This window comes from Fannyhessea sp. (assembly GCF_986145555.1).
In genome coordinates this window covers 39627-59525 of sequence record NZ_CFRCNA010000005.1, presented here as the reverse complement: position 1 = coordinate 59525, position 19899 = coordinate 39627, and the positions used below count along the sequence as shown (strand labels likewise).

The 19899-nt window shown below is 44.6% G+C and carries 16 protein-coding genes; 3 read left to right on the top strand and 13 right to left on the bottom strand.

The features are described from left to right. Window positions 1-6 precede the first annotated feature (6 nt). The 4 genes from rpiB to rpmE form a co-directional block, all read right to left on the bottom strand. Window positions 7-468, bottom strand: a complete 462-nt coding sequence (gene rpiB, locus AC5GD6_RS01950; RefSeq protein WP_491846123.1) for a ribose 5-phosphate isomerase B — start codon at window positions 466-468, stop codon at window positions 7-9. Between the two features lie 52 nt (window positions 469-520). Further along, a complete protein-coding gene (prmC, locus tag AC5GD6_RS01945; protein WP_491846122.1) occupies window positions 521-2101 on the bottom strand; it encodes a peptide chain release factor N(5)-glutamine methyltransferase in 1581 nt (526 codons plus the stop codon). 8 nt (window positions 2102-2109) lie between these two features. Next, on the bottom strand, window positions 2110-3174 hold the full coding sequence (prfA, locus tag AC5GD6_RS01940; protein WP_006303285.1) for a peptide chain release factor 1: 1065 nt from the start codon (window positions 3172-3174) through the stop codon (window positions 2110-2112). A gap of 209 nt (window positions 3175-3383) precedes the next feature. Then, the gene (gene rpmE / locus AC5GD6_RS01935) at window positions 3384-3839 is read right to left on the bottom strand and encodes a 50S ribosomal protein L31 (protein WP_006303286.1); all 456 of its coding nucleotides are present in this window, start codon (window positions 3837-3839) and stop codon (window positions 3384-3386) included. A gap of 364 nt (window positions 3840-4203) precedes the next feature. Here rpmE and panC point away from each other — a divergent pair, with 364 nt between their 5' ends. Beyond that, complete coding sequence (gene panC, locus AC5GD6_RS01930; protein ID WP_464359979.1) at window positions 4204-5064, top strand: pantoate--beta-alanine ligase; 861 nt, start codon at window positions 4204-4206, stop codon at window positions 5062-5064. 108 nt (window positions 5065-5172) lie between these two features. Continuing rightward, window positions 5173-5967, top strand: coding sequence for a type III pantothenate kinase (locus AC5GD6_RS01925; RefSeq protein ID WP_416437188.1), 795 nt, complete (start codon window positions 5173-5175; stop codon window positions 5965-5967). 77 nt (window positions 5968-6044) lie between these two features. Here AC5GD6_RS01925 and mgtA read toward each other — a convergent pair whose 3' ends face one another. The 4 genes from mgtA to folE form a co-directional block, all read right to left on the bottom strand. After that, window positions 6045-8942: a magnesium-translocating P-type ATPase gene (gene mgtA, locus AC5GD6_RS01920; RefSeq protein WP_491846121.1), complete on the bottom strand. Its 2898-nt coding sequence runs from the start codon at window positions 8940-8942 to the stop codon at window positions 6045-6047. Between the two features lie 308 nt (window positions 8943-9250). Beyond that, window positions 9251-9859 (bottom strand): hypothetical protein, encoded by a 609-nt coding sequence (locus AC5GD6_RS01915; RefSeq protein ID WP_276777332.1) that lies wholly within the window; start codon window positions 9857-9859, stop codon window positions 9251-9253. A 1-nt stretch (window position 9860) separates the two neighbouring features. Beyond that, entirely contained in the window at window positions 9861-11291 is a 1431-nt protein-coding gene (gene folP, locus AC5GD6_RS01910) for a dihydropteroate synthase (RefSeq protein ID WP_276777335.1), read from the bottom strand. A 44-nt stretch (window positions 11292-11335) separates the two neighbouring features. After that, window positions 11336-11953 (bottom strand): GTP cyclohydrolase I FolE, encoded by a 618-nt coding sequence (gene folE / locus AC5GD6_RS01905; protein ID WP_491846120.1) that lies wholly within the window; start codon window positions 11951-11953, stop codon window positions 11336-11338. A 185-nt stretch (window positions 11954-12138) separates the two neighbouring features. Here folE and AC5GD6_RS01900 point away from each other — a divergent pair, with 185 nt between their 5' ends. After that, entirely contained in the window at window positions 12139-12918 is a 780-nt protein-coding gene (locus AC5GD6_RS01900) for an exodeoxyribonuclease III (RefSeq protein WP_491846119.1), read from the top strand. 16 nt (window positions 12919-12934) lie between these two features. Here the strand turns inward: AC5GD6_RS01900 and AC5GD6_RS01895 are convergent, their stop codons facing one another. The 5 genes from AC5GD6_RS01895 to tilS form a co-directional block, all read right to left on the bottom strand. Then, window positions 12935-13762, bottom strand: coding sequence for a phosphatase (locus AC5GD6_RS01895; protein WP_484828547.1), 828 nt, complete (start codon window positions 13760-13762; stop codon window positions 12935-12937). Window positions 13763-13975: 213 nt separating this feature from the next. After that, window positions 13976-15163 (bottom strand): pyridoxal phosphate-dependent aminotransferase, encoded by a 1188-nt coding sequence (locus AC5GD6_RS01890; protein WP_491846118.1) that lies wholly within the window; start codon window positions 15161-15163, stop codon window positions 13976-13978. A gap of 154 nt (window positions 15164-15317) precedes the next feature. Further along, complete coding sequence (gene ftsH, locus AC5GD6_RS01885; RefSeq protein WP_491846117.1) at window positions 15318-17471, bottom strand: ATP-dependent zinc metalloprotease FtsH; 2154 nt, start codon at window positions 17469-17471, stop codon at window positions 15318-15320. Window positions 17472-17501: 30 nt separating this feature from the next. After that, window positions 17502-18053 (bottom strand): hypoxanthine phosphoribosyltransferase, encoded by a 552-nt coding sequence (gene hpt, locus AC5GD6_RS01880; RefSeq protein ID WP_491846116.1) that lies wholly within the window; start codon window positions 18051-18053, stop codon window positions 17502-17504. Window positions 18054-18129: 76 nt separating this feature from the next. Beyond that, window positions 18130-19659 (bottom strand): tRNA lysidine(34) synthetase TilS, encoded by a 1530-nt coding sequence (gene tilS / locus AC5GD6_RS01875; protein WP_491846115.1) that lies wholly within the window; start codon window positions 19657-19659, stop codon window positions 18130-18132. Window positions 19660-19899 lie beyond the last annotated feature (240 nt).

Genomic DNA, 19899 nt, shown 5'->3' with positions numbered 1-19899 from the left:
CTTGAGTTACGCGCACACACCGCAAAATGCATCGTCATCTTCGCGCATGATTTTATCAACACGGCCAGCATGACGACCACCTGCAAACTCGGTGGTAAGAAACTCTTTAACAATATCGCGATTTATTTCGTACGGGGTAAAACGACCCGATATGCAAACAACATTTCCGTTATTGTGCTCGCGGAACAAGTGGGCAAAATGAGGCGTTTGAATACAGCTTGCGCGAACACCTTTAACTTTATCTGCAGTTATAGCCATTCCAATACCAGTGCCGCATATTAAAATACCTCGATCTGCTTTTCCTTTTGCAACATAACGTGCAACTTTATCAGCAAAATCGGGGTAATCACAACGAGCATCTGTTGTAGGGCCTAAATCAATAACTTCGTAGCCAAGCGATGTAAGCCATTCAACAAGCGCAGGTTTTTGCTCGAAACCAGCATGATCTGAACCGATGGCAACTTTCATGATGCAGCCTTTCTATAAGTATGTACAATTTTTCTACGCTTATAGCGTACCACTATGCTTGGGCGCTAAGTGCCTCCATAATATCATGAGGATCAATTGCACCAATTCTTAAAATTTTAGGAGTCGATTGCGTGCAATCAACAATAGTTGAAGCAACTGCCAAAGGTGCAGATCCTGCGTCTAGCACCAAATCAACCTCATCTATCAGGCGATCTTCAAGCGTGGCTCCCGAAATAGCTGCATCAGCACCGTGTGTATTTGCGCTGGTAATAGCCAACGGACATGACAGCTTACGTGCAAGCGCGCGAACAACATTGGAGTCTGGCAAACGCAGAGCAATAGTTTTATTATCCGCGTGAACGTATTCTTGAGGAACGTCATCACATGCTTTTACCACCAAGGTCAAAGCGCCAGGCCAAAACGTATGCGCTAACTTTTGTGCCCATGCAGGGACATCTACTGCATAGCGCATGAGGTCGGACTCATCTCCTATAAGCCAGGGAAGCGTTTGTCGAAGATCTCGATGTTTAATTTCAAAAGTTCTCTTATGCGCAGCGTTATGAGGCAAAGCAACACAGCCTATACCATACACAGAATCGGTGGGAGTAATAATGACACCTTCGTGTGCAAGAACATCGGCCGCCTTATCAATAATCTGTGGATCGGGATTATTCTGGTCAACCTTTACAATCTTGTTTTCACGTTGGGCTTTTAACTGGTGTTCCTGCGTGGTCATAGCTCCAAAATCTCCCTTTAACCGAGCAACCAAAAAACGCTTGCGATGTGTTAGGTCGCGTTCAATATAAACTTTTTGCCAAACGCCTGAAGCAACACAGAGTGCTTGGGCTTTGTCAACATTATCTTCAAAAAGCTCAACACATAACATACCACCAGGGCGCAGCATATGTGGCGCGGTTTCCAAAATTTTTTGAAAGACATCAAGACCGTCTTTGCCTCCATCTAAAGCTAGATGAGGCTCAAACAGAGCAACTTCGGCAGGTAAAGTTTTAACCACCGAGGTTGGAACATAGGGCGGATTAGAAATAAGCAGGTCAAATTGGCCATAATAAGATGGATTAACGCCTTGCGCGATGCTACAAGAAACAAACGTTACGCGATGCTCCAAATGAAGCGCCTGACAATTACGTTGAGCTAACTCTAAAGCGTCTTGAGAAACATCGGTAGCAAGTACCGTACAGCTGTCCACCTCGGACGCAAGCGATAAAGCAATACAGCCACTTCCTGTTCCTATCTCTAACACGCGTGGCTGACGATGGTATTCATGAGCCTCTTTAAGTGCAGCGATTCCAATATCTACCAAGACTTCTGTTTCGGGACGAGGGATCAAAACACCAGGCTTGCATTGCATAATAATATGTCTGAACGGCATTTCTCCCGTAATATACTGAAGAGGTTTTCCCTGAGAACGCGCTTCTACACGCTGATGCATAGCGCTAAGTTGATCTGCATCTAACACTTGATCATAGTGTAAATAGAGTTCAACGCGAGAAAACCCCATAACAGAACTTAACAGTATTTCTGCTGATAAACGAGGGTGTTCATCGTGCTTTTTTGTTAAGTAGGCTGTTGTCCACAAAAGAATTGATTTGATAGTCCAGACAGTTTGATTCATACGTTTATTTACACGGCTTTTGCAAGTTTTTCGGCACGCTCAGCTGCAGCAAGGGCTTCGATGATAGAAATAAGCGTATCTCCAAGCAGAACACCGTTATACGTTGCATTAAAGCCAATACGATGGTCGGTTACACGATCTTGCGGCTGATTGTACGTTCTGATTTTCTCGGAACGATTGCCGTGTCCAATTTGTGAAAGACGCGCAGCACCCTGCTCTTCTTGCTGTTTTTCGAGTTCCATCTCATACAGGCGAGCGCGTAGCATTTGCATACAAACTTCTCGGTTTTGAATTTGAGAACGCTGATCTTGCGACTGTACAACTGTATTTGTTGGTAGGTGCGTTATACGAACAGCAGAATACGTAGTATTGACGCACTGACCACCAGGGCCTGACGCGCAATAGGTGTCTATGCGTAAATCGGTGGGATCAATTTGAATATCAATTTCATCAGCCTCAGGTAAAACGGCAACCGTTGCGGTTGAAGTTTGAATTCTACCTTGGCTTTCGGTTTTTGGAACGCGCTGAACACGATGTACACCTGACTCGTATTTCATAACAGAATATACTTTTTCGCCCAGCATTTTAAATTCAATGGTCTTAAAGCCGCCCACTTCTGAAGGGCTCGACGAGAGAATCTCAACTTTCCAATTTTTACTTTCAGCAAAGCGCTCGTACATTTTGTACAGATCACCAGCAAAAATAGCTGCCTCATCTCCGCCAACACCTGCGCGAATTTCTACGATAGTATCTTTTTCATCGTTGGGATCGCCCGGAATAAGCATGATCTTAATTTCGTCTTCAAGCGCTGGAAGCTTCTCTTCGTTTGCAGCAATATCTTCCTGCAACATTTCTCGCTCGTCTGCATCGGCATCGTGAAGCATTTCTTTAGCTGCTTCAATGTCATCAAGTGCTTGAAGATATTCGCGTGCACGCGCAACAAGATCGCCTTGGCGTGCGTGCTCTTTTGCTATACGAGCATATTCTTTTGGATCGGCAACAATTGCAGGATCGATCATTTTCTTTTCAAGCTCGGCATAAGCGGCAATGAGCTTTTCAAGTTTGTCACGCATATGAGCTCCTCAAAGCTGTAACGAAGAACATAAAGTTAGGTACAAAAGTAGGTACAAACTACTATATGCCCAATAACAGATGGATGCTTGCAATATCTACAAGTTCACGAAGAAAATTTCTCTGAAAAAAGAGCACCTTCTTATTCAGATAGGTGCTCCTGATACCGGCATATGTAAGTTCGGTAGGTTAACAGAGCGCAAAACTGCTGTTATTCAGCATCCTTTGCTGCGTCTTCTGTTTTATCGGCAGCTTGCTCAACTGCATCTTGAGCAGCAGCAGCGTCTGCCTGTTGCTTTGCAGCTTCTTTAGCTGCTTTAGCTGCAGCGCGCTTTTCAAACTCAGCAGCACGTTTTGCTTTTTTAGCAGCTTTTTCTTCGGCAGCAGCTTTTTGAGCAGCTGCTTCTTCTGCAGCTTTAGCAGCTTTTGCCTCTTTAGCTTCTTGAGCAGCCTTAAGTTGAGCTGCAGCAGCTCCACCGAATTTGTTAGAGAAGCGCTGAACACGTCCACCGGTGTCAACGAGCTTTTGTTGACCGGTATAGAACGGGTGGCACTTATCGCATAAATCGATAGTAAGCTCAGATTTAGTAGAGTGTGTTTGCCATGTATTGCCGCACGTGCAGCGTACTGTGCACTCTACATAATTTGGATGAATACCTTGCTTCATGACAGGACTCCTTCTTGTTTGCCTGGTTTCCGATCAGGCTTGGATGTCATCTTCATCTGCTTTAGCACATGAAGATAAAAAGCCTTATCAGTTTAGCAGAGTTTTGTATATTTGTCGCCAACATTAATTTTTAGCGTGTGCGGCATGCTAAATCACATAGTTTCACCACGTTTAGGTGCGCGTGGTGGTGCGAGAGGCACGCCGCTGATACCGATACCTCGCATGAGGTTTCTAAAGATGGCCTCACATGGTAAAATGAGCTCGATTTTAGACAGTAGATCCTCTTACTGCAAATCATGAGTGTACGCGCATATAACGTGCGCAAGTTTTATTACAACACGATGTGTCGCATAAAGGAGTTCACATGAACGTTGTCAGCACAATTTGCGAAGTAAGAAAGATAATTGCTCAACAAAAAGCACAAGGCAAAACAATTGCACTTGTTCCTACCATGGGTTTTCTCCACGAAGGCCATGAAAGTCTTATAAAACGTGCCTCAGCTGAAAATGATTTTGTAGTTGTATCAGATTTTGTAAATCCTACACAATTTGGTGTGGGTGAGGATCTTGAAAGTTACCCTCGTGATCTAGAGCGCGACTGCGCCTGCTGTGAACGCGCAGGTGCAAGCCTTTTATTTAATCCCAAGCCAGAAGAAATGTATCTTCCTCACGCGTGCTCGTATGTGAGTGTTGAGGGGCTTACGCAGGAATTATGTGGCCTTTCACGCCCCATTCATTTTAGAGGCGTATGCACCGTAGTTTCAAAACTTTTTAACATCGTCCAACCAAATCGTGCGTATTTTGGACAAAAAGATGCACAACAGTTATCTGTTATTAAGCGTATGGTCAAGGATCTTAATTTTGATATAAAAATTATTGGATGCCCTATTATTCGCGAGGCAGATGGCCTCGCAAAAAGTTCGCGCAATACGTATCTTTCTCCAGATGAACGCAAGGCTGCACTTTGCCTGTCAAAAGCTATTTTTGCAGGTCAAGATATGGCACAGCGAGGAATTCGTAATGCACAAGAAATTGTGGGCACTATGCGAAACATAATTGAAGCCGAGCCACTTGCACGTATTGATTACGTTAAAATGGTTGATTTTGACACGATTACCAAAATTACGGAAATTGAACAAGACAAAACAGCTTTGTGCGCGATTGCAGTATACATAGGGAAAACTCGTCTTATTGATAACTTTATCTTTCGGGCAAGCGATAACTAATACTCAACGCACAAAGTGCCACCTATAAGGGCTTACCTACATAAGATGTTGTTCCTTTAATGCTTGTATAAAATTATAAGCACGTCCCTTAGAGAAAGAACTTGCCTCATGCTGCTTGCAATTGATGTCGGAAATACACAAACAAATCTTGGTCTGTTTAATGAGCAAGGAACGCTTATTCATCTATGGCGTATGACTACAACTTCGAGTAATACCCCCGATGAGCTCCAAATGCATGTGGATGGGTTTTTTCGTATGTCAAACGTAGACCTAGGCCACATATGCCATGTTGCAATTGCAAGCGTGGTACCTTTACTTACGCAACAATGGTCACACGCGATGAAACGTATCTCTCAAAGCGCTGATGTCTACGTTATTGATGCAACACAAGACTGTGGCATACCAATCTGCGTTCCTCATCCCCATGAGGTAGGCGCCGATCGCGTTGCCAATGCGGTAAGTGCATATAACACGTATGGGCCCTCATCTATTGTCGTCGATTTTGGAACTGCTACTAATATTGATATTGTTGATAAACAGGGCAGATTTTGCGGTGGCGTTATTATGCCCGGACTTTTGCTTTCGGCGCATGCCCTATTTGCACGTGCTGCAAAATTATCAAGCGTGCCGTTAGTAGTGCCGTCGGCAACCATAGGGACTACTACCGAAACCAACATACAATCAGGAATTATTATTGGTGCTGCAGCACAGGTGGAAGGTATGGTAAGCAGAATAAAAGCTGAGCTTGACGAACCAGATGCCCATGTCATAGCTACGGGAGGCTGCGCAAACATGGTGGCTGGTGCAACCACCTTATTTGAAAACGTAGACCCTGATCTCACCGTTCGCGGTATCTACCAAATTAGGACATGGCGCGCAAAACATAGCGAGCATACGCGATAACACGTACACCATAATATATGCACGATAATGACCCCAACACAAAGAGGCATTATCGTGCATAAAAATACGTGCTAAACCTAGAGCAACTCACCATAATGGTGAATGTACAGTTTTTTGCAAAGCGTTGTGAGCACCATGTACAACAAGACACATATCGCTAAATACGCAAAGTAGATTAAAGGTAGAGGGCATAATCCCAAAACAGCTCCTAACGGCGAAAACGGTATCAGCGTTAAGAGAGCAATAGCGCACGAAGTGCACAAAGTAAGTTGCCACGATGCATTACTTTGAATAAACGGTATCTTTGACGTACGAATCATATGAATAACCAGCGTCTGACTCCACATAGACTCAACAAACCAGCCCGTTTGGAAAAGCATGCAATATGCAGCTCTTATATTTGCAAGTTGCGCGCCGCTATATACGCTTTGTAAATCCCACCATACAATACCGCCTGATACGCAAAGCGGGCATATCACTAAAAACATAACGGCAAACGTAAGCACGTCAAAGATTGAGCTTATAGGTCCAAAACAGATCATGAATTTACCGATGGATGACGCATTCCACGCACGTGGGCGCTCGATCATCTCGCGATCTACCCCATCCCAAGGAATAGCTGTGCAGGAAAGATCATAAATAAGATTCAGCAAAATGAGCTGGATACTTTGCATAGGCAAAAACGGAAGCATTGCAGAAGAAATAAGTACCGAAAGCACATTACCAAAGTTAGAAGATGCCGTCATCTTTATATACTTCACCATATTGGCAAACGTTTTTCTACCGCCAATAATACCTTGCTCTAAAACGCCTAGATCCTTTTGTAGCAGAATGATATCAGCCGACTCTTTTGCCACGTCAACCGCACTATCAACCGATATTCCAATATCAGCTTGTTTCATAGCAGCTGCATCGTTAATGCCATCACCCATATACCCAACGGTGTGACCACATTCGCGCAAAACACGCACGATACGAGCCTTTTGTTCGGGCGTAAGCTTTGCAAAAACAGTAGTTGTTTGTGCGCGTTCACAAAGCTGTGTATCGCTTAAATCTTCAATATCGCTGCCTTCCAGAATGGAGCTCACTTCCAAACCTACGGCTTTGCAAATAGTACGCGTAACCTGCGTGTTGTCGCCCGTCAAAATCTTGGTAGTTACACCATGACTACGAAGAGCTGCCAATGTAGAGGCAACGCTTTCTTTTGGTGGATCAAGAAATGCAAGGATTCCTAAAAAGCACATCGAACATTCGTCACTAACGTTAAACGCGCCAACAGGTGATGGATTGTCTTTTACCGCAAGCGCAAGGACTCTAAATCCGCGGTCATTAAGGCAAGATACCATGTGTAAAATCTTGGTTTTTACTTCCGCTGTAAGGTCTTTCACAGCGTCTTCGTCTCTCACCTGTGTACAAATTGAAAGCATTTCCTCAACAGCACCTTTAGTAACCATCACCGTAGTGCCTTCGGAACCCCTTACAACCACAGACAAGCGGCGACGCTTAAAGTCAAATGGTATCTCATCAAGCTTGGTGTACGCTTCTGACAGATCCTCAAGCTCTTTATCAGCGGATTCTACTTCCTCGGTTTTCTTAATAATGGCTGCATCCATAAGATTTTTGTATCCCGTTTGGAAATAGCTATTAAGATATGCACTTCTTAATACATGTAAGTCATCTTCGCCGTGAATGTTTAAGTGATATTCAAGTACAACATCGTTTTGAGTAAGCGTGCCTGTTTTATCGGTGCAAAGAATATCCATAGCACCGAAATTTTGAATAGAATTGAGATTCTTTACAATGGTCTGCTTTTTGCTCATTAAAACGGCGCCTTTGGCTAAGCACGTGGTAACAATCATGGGAAGCATTTCTGGTGTTAAACCTACCGCCACCGAAATTGCAAACAGCGATGCTGCCACCCAATCGCCTTTAGTAAAGCCATTGATCATCAATACAATAGGCACCATAACCAGCATAAATCTAATGAGCACCCAACTTACCGCGTTAACGCCTTTTGCAAAGCTTGTCTGAGGGTCTTTTTCATCCAACGCACGAGTCATGCTTCCAAAAAGCGTATGAATGCCGGTAGACACCACAATTGCCCAACCGCTTCCAGATATAACATTTGTCCCCATAAAAGCAATATTGACGTAATCGGTTACACTCGCTTGGTGCGCTTGCGTTGCGGCGATTTTTTCTGCAGGTTCGCTTTCACCCGTTAAAGATGCCTGATTAACAAACAAATCGTGAGTTTCGATGAGGCGAACATCTGCAGGTACCATATCACCCGTGCTTAAATAGATAAGATCTCCTACAACTAATTCGTCCAAAGGTATTTCACGCGCAGCAGTCTCGCGATGCGCAAGCTGCTCGTTTGTGGGCCGGTCTGTATCATCTTTACGAAGAACAGAACAGGTAGTTTTAATCATCACCATAAGCTGATGAACGGCATTATTGCTCTTAAGCTCTTGAATAAAGCGCAGCAATCCCGAAATGGTTACCATAACAACAATAATGACAACTGTTGTGTAGCTGCAATCATCGGGTGTTTGACCAAACATTGAAAACAGCGGGAACACAACATCGTTAAGTCCAGATATAATTGCCAGCACACATAATATAGCGGTAAAGGGATTGATAAACGCTTCTATAAGCTGATGAACTGGGCTTTTTTCGCGCTTATGCGTAATGTAATTGGTACCGTAACGCGCACGATGATTGATGACCTCGCGCGCAGTTAAGCCTTCTTGCGAGCTTTGCACATAGCCCAGCACCGCAGTTTTACTGTGCGTAGCCGCAAACGTAAGACGCTCTTCGTGCGAAACGTCTACCGTATTTTTCTGAGATGAACCACTACCATCAAAACGCCTACGTTTTGAAATAATCGCATGAGTATCTTGAGATGAAAATGTTTGAGATGACGATAAGGTCTTACGCGTATCAATGCGTTTGACAGTGCTCCAGATGTTCTTCATAAGCATCAACTCCTGTGTCACATGTATATGTGACCATCAGGCAAAGATGAGATATATGCACTTCTTTGCAACTATTTATACGTCTACTTCGACCGCAAGAGCAACTATGACTTTTGCTCTTACTGTGACCTGTACTGTGTGCGTCCATACATCCCACCTCCTTATAGTTGATGTACAAATTAAGTCTGTTCATACGCGCGCCGCCCACCAAGGCTCGCACGGCGCACCACAAGACTTATGGAGCGCAAAACAAACTCACGCTCGTTATACCTTACTTAAAAATAATTTGCAAGATTAAATTCTAAAATTTATAAAACTGCGCGCAATGACGCTTGCTCGGGGGCTAAGGTGCGCTCGGTTGCATCGTTAAGCGTTACTACAGCTCTACCCCATACGTCTACTCCAGCAAGTGTGGCTGTATAAGGAGCACTTCCGTCTTTGGGATGAACTGCAATTGCATGTCCCATATGATCAACATGATCAAAATATTCCGACGCTACAAAAGCAAGCGGACCTGCAACAGCTGGTGTCTTTGAAAGCGCGTGCTGCCATGCGGTAATACGATCCATAAGGCAAGATTGCAAAATGATGTCAAAATCAACAGGAAGTGCCTGAACAGTGGGCGTATCACCTTGGCAAATAATATCGAGATCAACAAACACGCCACCTTCATCACATCCGCCGTGATGTACAATATCAAAGGTTAAGCGCTCGTAATATAATTCAACTTCAACACGATATGGCCAACAAATATGTACTTGAGGATTAAGCGTGCGAGCACACGCGTCGTATATTCCTAACGAGCAGATCCAAGGCAATCCACTTATAAGATGTTGTGGAACCTGTGGCCGTATACGTACGTGCGCAATACAAAACGGCTCATGAGAAGGCCTGTCTTTAGTGTTATCCCAGCTCATACTACTCCCAATCAACGGTGCCCAAGTCTGCTATAACATGGCCAACTCTTTGTTCGGGGGGAAGAACCTCAATTCCTGCATGAGACAGAAAACGAGCTGGATCGTGCATTAAATCTTCCATGGGCACGAGCACAAAATCACGCTCGGCAAGGCGAGGATGAGGCAAAGTGAGCTTTTGACCTGCGTGTGTTTCGCCTTCAACATAGCACAAATCGCAATCAATGGTACGCGGCTGTGGCGTGCGCGACTTGAGTGAACGTGTGCGTTTAAGTTCTTTTTCAATTGCCATAAGCTCATCAAGCAAGCAAAGCGGTGCAAGCTCGGTGCGCGCTTCAACCACTGCGTTTGCAACTTTTGTTGCAATGCCATACGCTGGCTCGGTTTCGTAGACATGGCTTACCTGCACAACGCCTGTAAGTGGAATCTCGTTGATTCGTTTTACCGCCAAGGCAAGATTTGCCATATAATCGCCCGTATTGGAACCAAGCGCAATAAATGCCTGACGCGCATCGGCTTGCGCACAAGACCAATAACCGTTGATAACTTCTGCTGCCATTTTAACGTTGTGGACGCGCACGATTCGAGAACCAGCAGCAATTGCAGCGATGCATATACCCATCGTTGCACTATCGCGACGATTAGCAACTGCCACCGAAGATACCGCTCCTACAAATCTTTTACGAGAAACAGCAGTTAAAACAGGATACCCCATAGAAACAAGCTTGTGCATAGCGCGCTGGATAACTACATTTTCGTTGGCGTCTTTATCAAAGCCTGGTCCTGGGTCTATACAAATTCTGCTGTGATTAACACCCGCACGCATTAAAAGGCGTGCTTGATCTCCTAGAAATCCCATAATTGAGCGCATAATGGGACCTTCATCGGGAAGCGTGAAACGGCGCGAACTTTGAGGAACAATACGTTCGCGTACAGGGCGCGCGCTATCGAGTTGAACGGATTTTCGCATGGGCTGGTTGCTAAATTTTTCCCAATGCATAATAATGCAGCCGCAATCGGTTTGAGCAGCTACTTTAATCATTTCGGGATCCGAAAAGCCCGTAACATCGTTGATAATAGAAGCACCCAAACGAACGCACATTTTTGCTACGGACGCATGACGTGTATCAATAGAAATTACAGTTTGGGGCGCTTGCTCTAAGATTCCCCGAATAACCGGCACCACACGTTGTGCTTCTTCTTCGGCACTCACAGGCGTATGTCCAGGCCGCGTTGACTCTCCCCCAACGTCGATAATGTCTGCACCTTCGTCGAGCATGCGCAATGCGTGAGTAATGGCTTTTGTTGCGTCGAGATTTTCTCCACCGTCTGAAAAAGAATCAGGCGTGACGTTTAATACACCCATAATGCGAGGACGTGATAGTGAAATATCATGCTGTCCGCAATGCCAAACGGAATAATCTTGACGTAGCATAAATAAGCCCTCCAAATGCGCGAATTGTATCGGTTTCCTCTATTTTACCCGAATAATAACCGCATAACTTCCTGTTTTTTATCCATGTTGGTAAACACGCCAAGCGTGCTTTGTGTGCGCGTGGTGCTCTCGCGTTTACAGACGCCTCTAAGCGACATGCAGGTATGCGTTGCGTCCATGCATACATATACCCCTTGTGCGTGCGTACCATCCATAATTGCCTCGGCAATTTGCTGGGTTAGGCCTTCCTGAATTTGTAGGCGATGAGCATATTTATCAACAATACGTGCAAGTTTAGATAAACCGCACACATGACCATCGGTGCTTGGTAAATATGCAATATGAGCTACACCGTAAAACGGCAAAAGGTGATGCTCACACAACGAAGAAAATGCAATGTTTTTTACCACAACAATATCATTGCATTGCGCATTAAAAGATTTTTCAAAAATAGTTTGATTAGATAGACGCGTTGGCTGCATAAACTCGTGCAACGCACGAGCAACACGTGCCGGCGTATCAAGCAGGCCGCTACGCGCGGTGTCTTCTCCTAAACCTTCTAAAATAAGGCGGACACCATCTTGGATTTTATTCAACTGCTGCTCATCCATATCAGCAGATAAACCTGGAGCATAAACACTATCGGAGCATTTCTTGTTCATATGAATATCTTCTATCCTTTTAAGCAAACATGTAATATGGTACACAGTTGGGCAATACTTCCTCTTAAGAAATGTTACCCATGCAAGCGCACGTACCATGCAAGACCTAAAATGTCGAGCGCGTACAGCATGTAGGTACCTCTATACTACACAAAGTACACGGCGCAATATAAAGGAGATCGCATATGTCACAAAAACACCCGTATCGTTTTGTATCGTGGAATGTAAACGGGCTTCGAGCGACGCTTAAAAAAGAACCAAGTTTTTTAGAAATTTTTTCGACACTCAATGCCGATATTTTTGCCATTCAAGAAACAAAATTACAGGCAGGACAAGTAAATCTTGATTTGAATGGATATACACAAACATGGAGCTATGCTGAGCGTAAAGGTTATTCGGGAACAGCTGTGTTTTCTCGTGAAAAGCCCTTATCAACCATTCATACCATAGGCTGTAAGGCAGCAGATAACGAGGGGCGCGTTTGCGCTTTGGAGTTTGAAAAGTTTTGGTTTGTAGACGTTTACACGCCCAACTCTAAAAACGAGCTTGCACGCCTGGATGAGCGCATGGAATGGGATAAGGCGTATCGCGAATTTTTGGTAGGTTTAGATGCCCAAAAACCTGTTATAACCTGCGGTGACTTTAATGTTGCGCACCAAGAAATAGACCTTAAAAACCCAGCGTCAAATCACGAAAACGCAGGCTTTTCTGATGAAGAGCGCACAGGCTTTTCGAGCCTTTTAGGTGCAGGATTTACCGACACCTTTAGATCTGCACACCCCACGCTTGAAGGAGCATACAGCTGGTGGAGCTATCGTATGCGTTCGCGCGAAAGAAATGCAGGTTGGAGAATCGACTATTTTCTTGTTTCAAACAGAATAGCCAACACGGTTACCTCAAGTACCATTTATAACGAGATATATGGAAGTGACCATTGTCCTGTAGGCCTTGAGCTTGAGTTGTAACAAGCGCATAAGAACTCTAGTTGTTTGTGGGTTCTTGTGTGCCAAGCGCATGGTGCATAACACGTAAAAATGTTGACGAATCGGTTGTTGCGATGAGCTTTTGGGGGAAATGAATTTCTTCCAGAAGCTTTTTAACGTGCGAAAATTGACCGATATGCATCGAAATGTGAGAATCAGAGCCCGTGGCAATCATAGTTTCAGTTTCTGCGCAACAAAGCGCAATTTCTTTGCAGGTATTGGTTGGATATCCAGCAAGCGTTGCCTCGTTTATCTCGATAAGTTTGCCTTTTTCCTTTGCATACGCGCAAAGCTCTTTAATATCAAAATCAACACCATAACGACCCGTATGGCCTAAAATTAACACGTACGGATTATCCAAGGCTTTCATATACATGCGCGTGACCTCGGACTTAGAAGCCTGGCGAGCAAAATCTACATTGTGCAGCGACGCGAGCGCATAATCACACTGCGAGCAAACCTTATCTGCCAAACTTTCAACATGATCGTAAAGCCGACCACCAATTTGATAGCGAACGGGAATATCTTCGCCAAAAATGTGGCCTTCCATGTCTACAATATCAACTTCGCAGCCATGCAATACACGAACACCTTCCCAGCTTGAAGGCCATGCAGAATAGTTAATAAAATGCTGAAAATCACGCAAATCATACGTTTGCGCGCGCTCAAGGTTAACTTCTTTGGTGATCATCGAAGAAAAGTGATCCGTACAGCCCAACAACTCTAAACGAGCTATGGCAGCTGCGTGCACGTTTTCTTGAATGGTTGAAAAGGCATGACGTGATAAAAGCGTATGAGAATGAGTGTCACATGCAATCCGTATCATACATACACCTCTTTATGCATGGGGGCGAACACGAAATAAAGTCTTATGCTAAGCATAACAAAATTTGAAAGCTCAAACGATAAATTTCGGTATGCGGTGTATGGAGCACTTAAGCGGTGCGCAAAGCTTTATGCAGCAAGGGTGCCTTTACGACGTATTGTAAGCTACAGCGGCATGTGTTTGTAGCTGCGCATACCTCTATTTCACATAAACTCACTCATTGTCATAGGCGCGCTTGAGAAGCTCAAAAGCTTTTCGTGAGCGCTTAATAGTGTCTAGATCAGCGCAATAACCAATACGAACCCATCCTTTGCAACCAAAACTATTTGAGGGGACAAGCATGAGCTCAAACGTGCGCGCCACATAAGAAAAATGTTCGGCATCATCTTCGAGCGCGCGCATCCACAGATAGAAAGCACCCTGCGGCTTAATATAGCAATAGCCCAGATCATCTAGAATATGCATGAGCTCGCACCTATTGGTGTTATACGCCTCAACTGGTGCAGGTTCTTGCGCACAATCGATAAGAACTCGCTGAAAGAGTGCTGGAGCACACACAAATCCCAAACGTCTACCTGCTCCTGCTACAGACGGGATAAGCTTATCGTGATATGGATTAGACGAAGGCACCAAAACCCATCCAATACGCTCACCAGGTAAAGACAGTGATTTTGAATACGAATAGCACACTATAGATGTTTGGATATAATCGGGAACCCAAGGAACACATGTCCCATAGCTCAGTTCGCGATAAGGCTCATCAGAAATGACATAAAGAGGATGACCAAACGTGTTCATAGCGTTTTTTATAAGCTCATTAAGACGAGCAAGCGTTTCTTTTGGATAAATAACGCCTACAGGATTGTTGGGCGAGTCGATAATAATTGCTTTAGTTTTAGGAGAAATCGCAGCAGAAAGTGCCTCAAAATCAATATCAAAGGTGTGCTGATTGGCTAAAACTATAACTTCGCGAGCACCGCAAGCGTCAATCCATACACTATATTCAGGGAAAAAAGGAGCAATAACAATAACTTCATCACCTGGGCAAACAACCGCATGCAACGCAATAGATACCGATGCAGCAGCACCACAGGTAAGATAAAGATCGTCTGGATGGTAATCGGTATGATATTTTTGATTAAGCGCGCGCGCAACGGCATGGCGAGCCTCATACAGTCCCGAAGCTGGTGTATACCCATGCAGGTTTAATGAAGGCAGCTCAAGATTTTTAAGAATAGAAGCTTTGACCAATGCAGGAGCCGAAACACTTGGATTGCCAATTGAGAAATCAAAAACATTCTCGTTTCCTATTTCTGCTTTTCTCTTTTGAGCAAATGCTGCAAGTTCGCGAATAGATGATTTTGATGAGCCTGCTTGATAACATGTTTGGTTAATATCCATATGGTTCCTCGCTCGTTGTTAATCTGCGGTATGTATGCGTTGCAGATATGGTAATCATACTACAAAAAACGCCGCAAGCAGCAAAGCATTGCGGCGTCTCAAGCACATAGGCACAAAAGTGTTATGAACTACAAGTTATACGTACATAACGCGGTTAAGCACGTGCACTTGTGTCCGCGTTTTGGTCTATGTCGTTCTCCATATATTCAGGGTGATTTTGAAGATAGTGTTCCCACTTACCATCGAGCAAAGCTTGAACGGCCTCACCTTCAACCGTTTCGCGCGCAAGCAGCACGTCAACCATCGTCCGTACCAATTCTTTACGTGAAGCTAAAACTTGTTCAGCGCGTTCGTGCGCACGACGCATCATACGCTCAACTTCATCATCAATGCGCTTAGACGTTTCGGCAGAATAATTAGAGCCGTGGGCATAGTCGCGACCTAAAAATACCTCATGTTGTGCCTCGCCGTACACCTGAGCGCCAAGCTCGTCGCTCATGCCATAGCGCATAACCATCTTGCGCGCAAGTTTAGTAGCCTTTTCAAGATCGTTGCTTGCACCGGTGGTGATATCTCCGCAAAACAGCTCTTCGGAAGTTCTACCACCCAGCATAACTGCCAACTGATCTAACATAGCATTTTTAGTTTCAAGCACTTTATCTTGCTCGGGCAATTGAAGCGTATAGCCAAGCGCAGAGCCACGACTAATAATTGAAATTTTATGTACAGGATCGGCGTGTTTAAGAATATGGCCCACAAGAGCATGTCCACTTTCGTGGTAGGCAATGGTGCGTCTTTCTTCTTCGGTCATAACGCGACCCTTCTTTTCTGGACCAGCTATCACGCGCTCCATGGCCTCTTCTATTTCGTTCATACCAATTATCTGCTTATGACGACGCGCTGTAAGAAGCGCCGCTTCGTTCAAAAGATTGGCCAAATCGGCGCCCGTAAATCCAGGCGTTAGTTTTGCAAGCGCTCCAAGCTGTACATCGGGCGCAAGTGGTTTATTTTGAGCGTGAACCTCAAGAATGGTCTTTCTGCCTTTGATATCGGGAGGATCAACTTGAACACGTCGATCAAAACGACCAGGACGCAAAAGTGCTGGATCCAAAATATCAGGACGATTGGTTGCAGCAATAAGAATAACTGCGTCGCTCTCTGCAAAACCATCCATTTCTACCAGCAACTGATTAAGCGTTTGTTCGCGCTCATCATGACCACCGCCAACTCCAGCTCCACGCTGGCGTCCAACCGCGTCAATTTCGTCGATAAAAATAATGGAAGGAGCTGCATGTTTTGCCTGCTTAAAGAGGTCGCGAACACGAGAAGCTCCTACACCTACAAACATTTCAACAAAATCTGAACCCGAAATAGAGAAGAACGGCACTCCTGCCTCTCCTGCTACTGCCTTTGCAAGCAACGTTTTTCCCGTTCCTGGCGCGCCCACTAACAGTACGCCACGCGGAATTTTGGCACCTAATTTTTTATAGCGCTTAGGATCTTTAAGAAAGTCGCGCACTTCTTTAAGCTCTTCAACAGCTTCATCAATACCTGCAACATCTTTAAAAGTTGTTTTGGGGCGACTTTTTTCTCCAACGCGAGCGCGCGCTTTACCAAACGACATCGCGCGTCCATTTTGATCGGAAATCGAATTCATAAGGAAGAACAGCGCTGCAACAATTAAAACCGTTGGCACAATTGCCGAGATTACCGTTTTGATCATGGAATCGTCTGACGTGTCAATACTAAACGCAATTGTTGGGTGATCTTGCATGAGCTTTTGCAGGCTATCGTGCCCTATGTAATAGGTTTTAAAATGACGCGAAGTGTCATTGGAATTAGTATAAACGCCTGTAATGCTGCTGTCTTGAGTTTTATAAACAACCTTGGTGATCTGCTCTTGATTAACCGCTTCAACAAACTGATTGGTTGTAAGGGTATCTTGAGGCGAAGCAAAAAAGGCATTATAGGCACAATACGCAAGCCATGCAGCTAAAAGTAGTGCAAAAATAATCCATATACGCTTGCGTCGGGGTGACTTATTTTTAGAAAACGCGTCAATAATATCGTTAAGTTCATCAACACTTAAATCATCTAAATTAAGGTTTTTGAAACGACTTTCGTGAGACATGTCCTCTTGCTGAGACGCATTTCCGCGTTCAGGCGTTTGGACAGGCTCATTATGTTTCAAAGTATTGTCATGAACATCTGCACTTTTGATGACCTGCTGTTGAGAAGGTTTTGTCTGCGAATTTTGCTCAGGCGCAGGCGTAGGCGATTCTTTCTGATCTGGTCTGTTTTCCAACACGAACAAACTCCTTATACGTTCTTATAGCGTTTAATGTGAATAAACTTGAGGCTTAAGTACGCCAACATAGGGTAAGTTGCGGTAACGCTCGGCATAATCTAAGCCATAGCCCACAATAAAGGAATCAGGAACATGTGTGCCTACGTAACGTGGCTCGATTGCCGGTTTATGATTGGGGATATCTTTTACTGAAAACGCCGCAACATGAATTGAAGCTGGTTTGCGAGCGCGAAGCAGCCCGATGAGATATTTAAGTGTAAGACCTGAGTCTAGGATATCCTCAGCAATAATGATGTCACGACCTTCAATTTTGGTATCAAGGTCTTTAAGGATTTTCACAACACCCGAGCTTTTTACTCCGTCTCCATAACTTGACACGGCCATAAAGTCAATAGCACACGGTATGGTAACAGCGCGTAACAAATCGGACGCAAAGATAAATGCTCCACGTAAAACTGCAATGAACAGGGGATTTTTACCCTCGTAATCTTTAGAAATTTCGGCACCTAAACGGCTTACGATTGCTTTAATATCGTTTTCACTTAAAATAACGCGCTCGATATCGGGGTGAAGCTCACTCATGATATATAGCTCCTAACTTTTTACACGTGAACATATCCACAGAGTATGAACACCTAAAACCAATGCTCCTCCAATGTTATTTTGCAGGAGTAAAACTTAATTCTAGCATCACTGTAGTACGAGGTGTACAACGAAAACGCTCATCTGAGCGAATGCTTGCAACCCACACGATTTTTCCTTCGGGAGCTTGGCGAACAATAGGAATGAGAGGGCGCTCCTCAAGGGGAATGTGCGCCTCATTTAAGAGGTCACTAATTTTTTTGGATCTTCCGCTCATGCCAAAAGGACACATAACATCTGCAGGCTGTGCGTTGTCTACCCACAACATAGCTCCCTGTAAAGACGGGTGAGAATCCCGTGCAAACCCAAGGCTTTCGGCATCACATACTATATGGGTACCTTGTGTTCTTTGCGAAAGCTTTTGCGCAAAATCTTCGGGTTGCATATGAGCAGGACACGCGTACATGCGCGCGGCTAAAGTATAGGGCACGGCATTGCGCGTACACGAAAGCGTGCCTGGTACACGCATCCATGCAGGGCGAAGCAACTCTTTATGTGCGGTTAAGCGAATAAAAAGCATGCCATGTTCAACACGAACAGACAAAGAATTTGCAAGGCTTAAAGAGCCAATACCAGCAGCAACACAGCGCAAAATAGCTTCAATGTGTGCGGTATCAAGACGAATATCACACGCCATCTGCATAAGTGCAAGACGCACCATACGGCGCGCGAGAGCCACATCTTCTGAACTTAAACGAAGCGCATCAAGCACTAATACGCTTTCCGTTTTTCTTCTTATAAGCGACTCAAGATGACGACGCGCTACGTTATCCATATAGTTGTTTTCATCGCGCAAGATATCGCAAGTTGAGCAAATTCGCTCAATCAAATGCGGATTTTTTTGCTTGAGCTTGGGAACAATAACGTGGCGCATATATGCACGTGCATAATGCGTATCGTGATTGGTTTGATCTTCGCACCAGGTCATACCGTGCTGGGTAAGCATATCGCAGAGCTCTTCATGCGTTGTATCCAAAAGTGGACGAACAATAATTGATCGACGGCGAGGAATTGAACACAAACCAGACAGTGCCGACCCCTTAGTTGCATTCAAAAAGAATGTTTCTACCCGATCACTTGCTGTATGAGCAGTGAGAATACGGGCATCCTGTACGCGCGTATGAGTTTGCTGGCACAGTTTTTTTATCAATTCAAAGGCCACTTTATAGCGCACCATACGACCTACATTTTCTATATTTTTCTCGCCTGACAAGGTTTTTTGTGCAGCAAGACGAGCAACATCTACATGTACGACATGAAAAACAATGCCAAAATGAGAGGCAAGCTCTTGTACAAATTCCTCATCAGCTTGAGCGGATGCACCGCGCAGCCCGTGATTTACGTGAAGAATGTGCAGACGCTCTTTTGCAATTGGCGCACAACCTCGACCATCCTCAAGATCAAGTTGCGATGTTGCAGCTAACAGGGTTAATGCCGACGAATCGGCTCCACCAGAGACCATCAAAAGCACCGGTGCAGATGAAGATCCTTCCACTTGAGACCTCGAAGATGTTGTATGAGCAAAACGAGCCTGAACGCTTGGCACGTATACCTCCTCAAAACTGCGCTTTGTATGTTTGCTTATAGGTGCAATGTCATGTGCAGTGTCAACCTGAATACATAAGATGATAGTATGCAGAAAAATATTGTAACCGTATTATATGAACAACGCCTGTTCATCACAGTAAAACAAAAAGTGCCAAACAAAACGTGCGATATCACACAACGTGATACCGCACGTATAAGCATATGGTCGTCACTCATACACCTCTTGTCAAACGCGAAT

Excerpts from the sequence above, each read along its gene's own strand:
- prfA (WP_006303285.1), bottom strand. The coding sequence starts at position 3,174 with ATGCGTGACAAACTTGAAAAGCTCATTGCCGCTTATGCCGAGCTTGAA.
- rpiB (WP_491846123.1), bottom strand. The coding sequence starts at position 468 with ATGAAAGTTGCCATCGGTTCAGATCATGCTGGTTTCGAGCAAAAACCT.
- AC5GD6_RS01895 (WP_484828547.1), bottom strand. The coding sequence starts at position 13,762 with ATGATACGGATTGCATGTGACACTCATTCTCATACGCTTTTATCACGT.
- mgtA (WP_491846121.1), bottom strand. The coding sequence starts at position 8,942 with ATGAAGAACATCTGGAGCACTGTCAAACGCATTGATACGCGTAAGACC.
- AC5GD6_RS01900 (WP_491846119.1), top strand. The coding sequence starts at position 12,139 with ATGTCACAAAAACACCCGTATCGTTTTGTATCGTGGAATGTAAACGGG.
- AC5GD6_RS01915 (WP_276777332.1), bottom strand. The coding sequence starts at position 9,859 with ATGAGCTGGGATAACACTAAAGACAGGCCTTCTCATGAGCCGTTTTGT.
- hpt (WP_491846116.1), bottom strand. The coding sequence starts at position 18,053 with ATGAGTGAGCTTCACCCCGATATCGAGCGCGTTATTTTAAGTGAAAAC.
- panC (WP_464359979.1), top strand. The coding sequence starts at position 4,204 with ATGAACGTTGTCAGCACAATTTGCGAAGTAAGAAAGATAATTGCTCAA.
- AC5GD6_RS01925 (WP_416437188.1), top strand. The coding sequence starts at position 5,173 with ATGCTGCTTGCAATTGATGTCGGAAATACACAAACAAATCTTGGTCTG.
- rpmE (WP_006303286.1), bottom strand. The coding sequence starts at position 3,839 with ATGAAGCAAGGTATTCATCCAAATTATGTAGAGTGCACAGTACGCTGC.
- prmC (WP_491846122.1), bottom strand. The coding sequence starts at position 2,101 with ATGAATCAAACTGTCTGGACTATCAAATCAATTCTTTTGTGGACAACA.
- folP (WP_276777335.1), bottom strand. The coding sequence starts at position 11,291 with ATGCTACGTCAAGATTATTCCGTTTGGCATTGCGGACAGCATGATATT.
- folE (WP_491846120.1), bottom strand. The coding sequence starts at position 11,953 with ATGAACAAGAAATGCTCCGATAGTGTTTATGCTCCAGGTTTATCTGCT.
- AC5GD6_RS01890 (WP_491846118.1), bottom strand. The coding sequence starts at position 15,163 with ATGGATATTAACCAAACATGTTATCAAGCAGGCTCATCAAAATCATCT.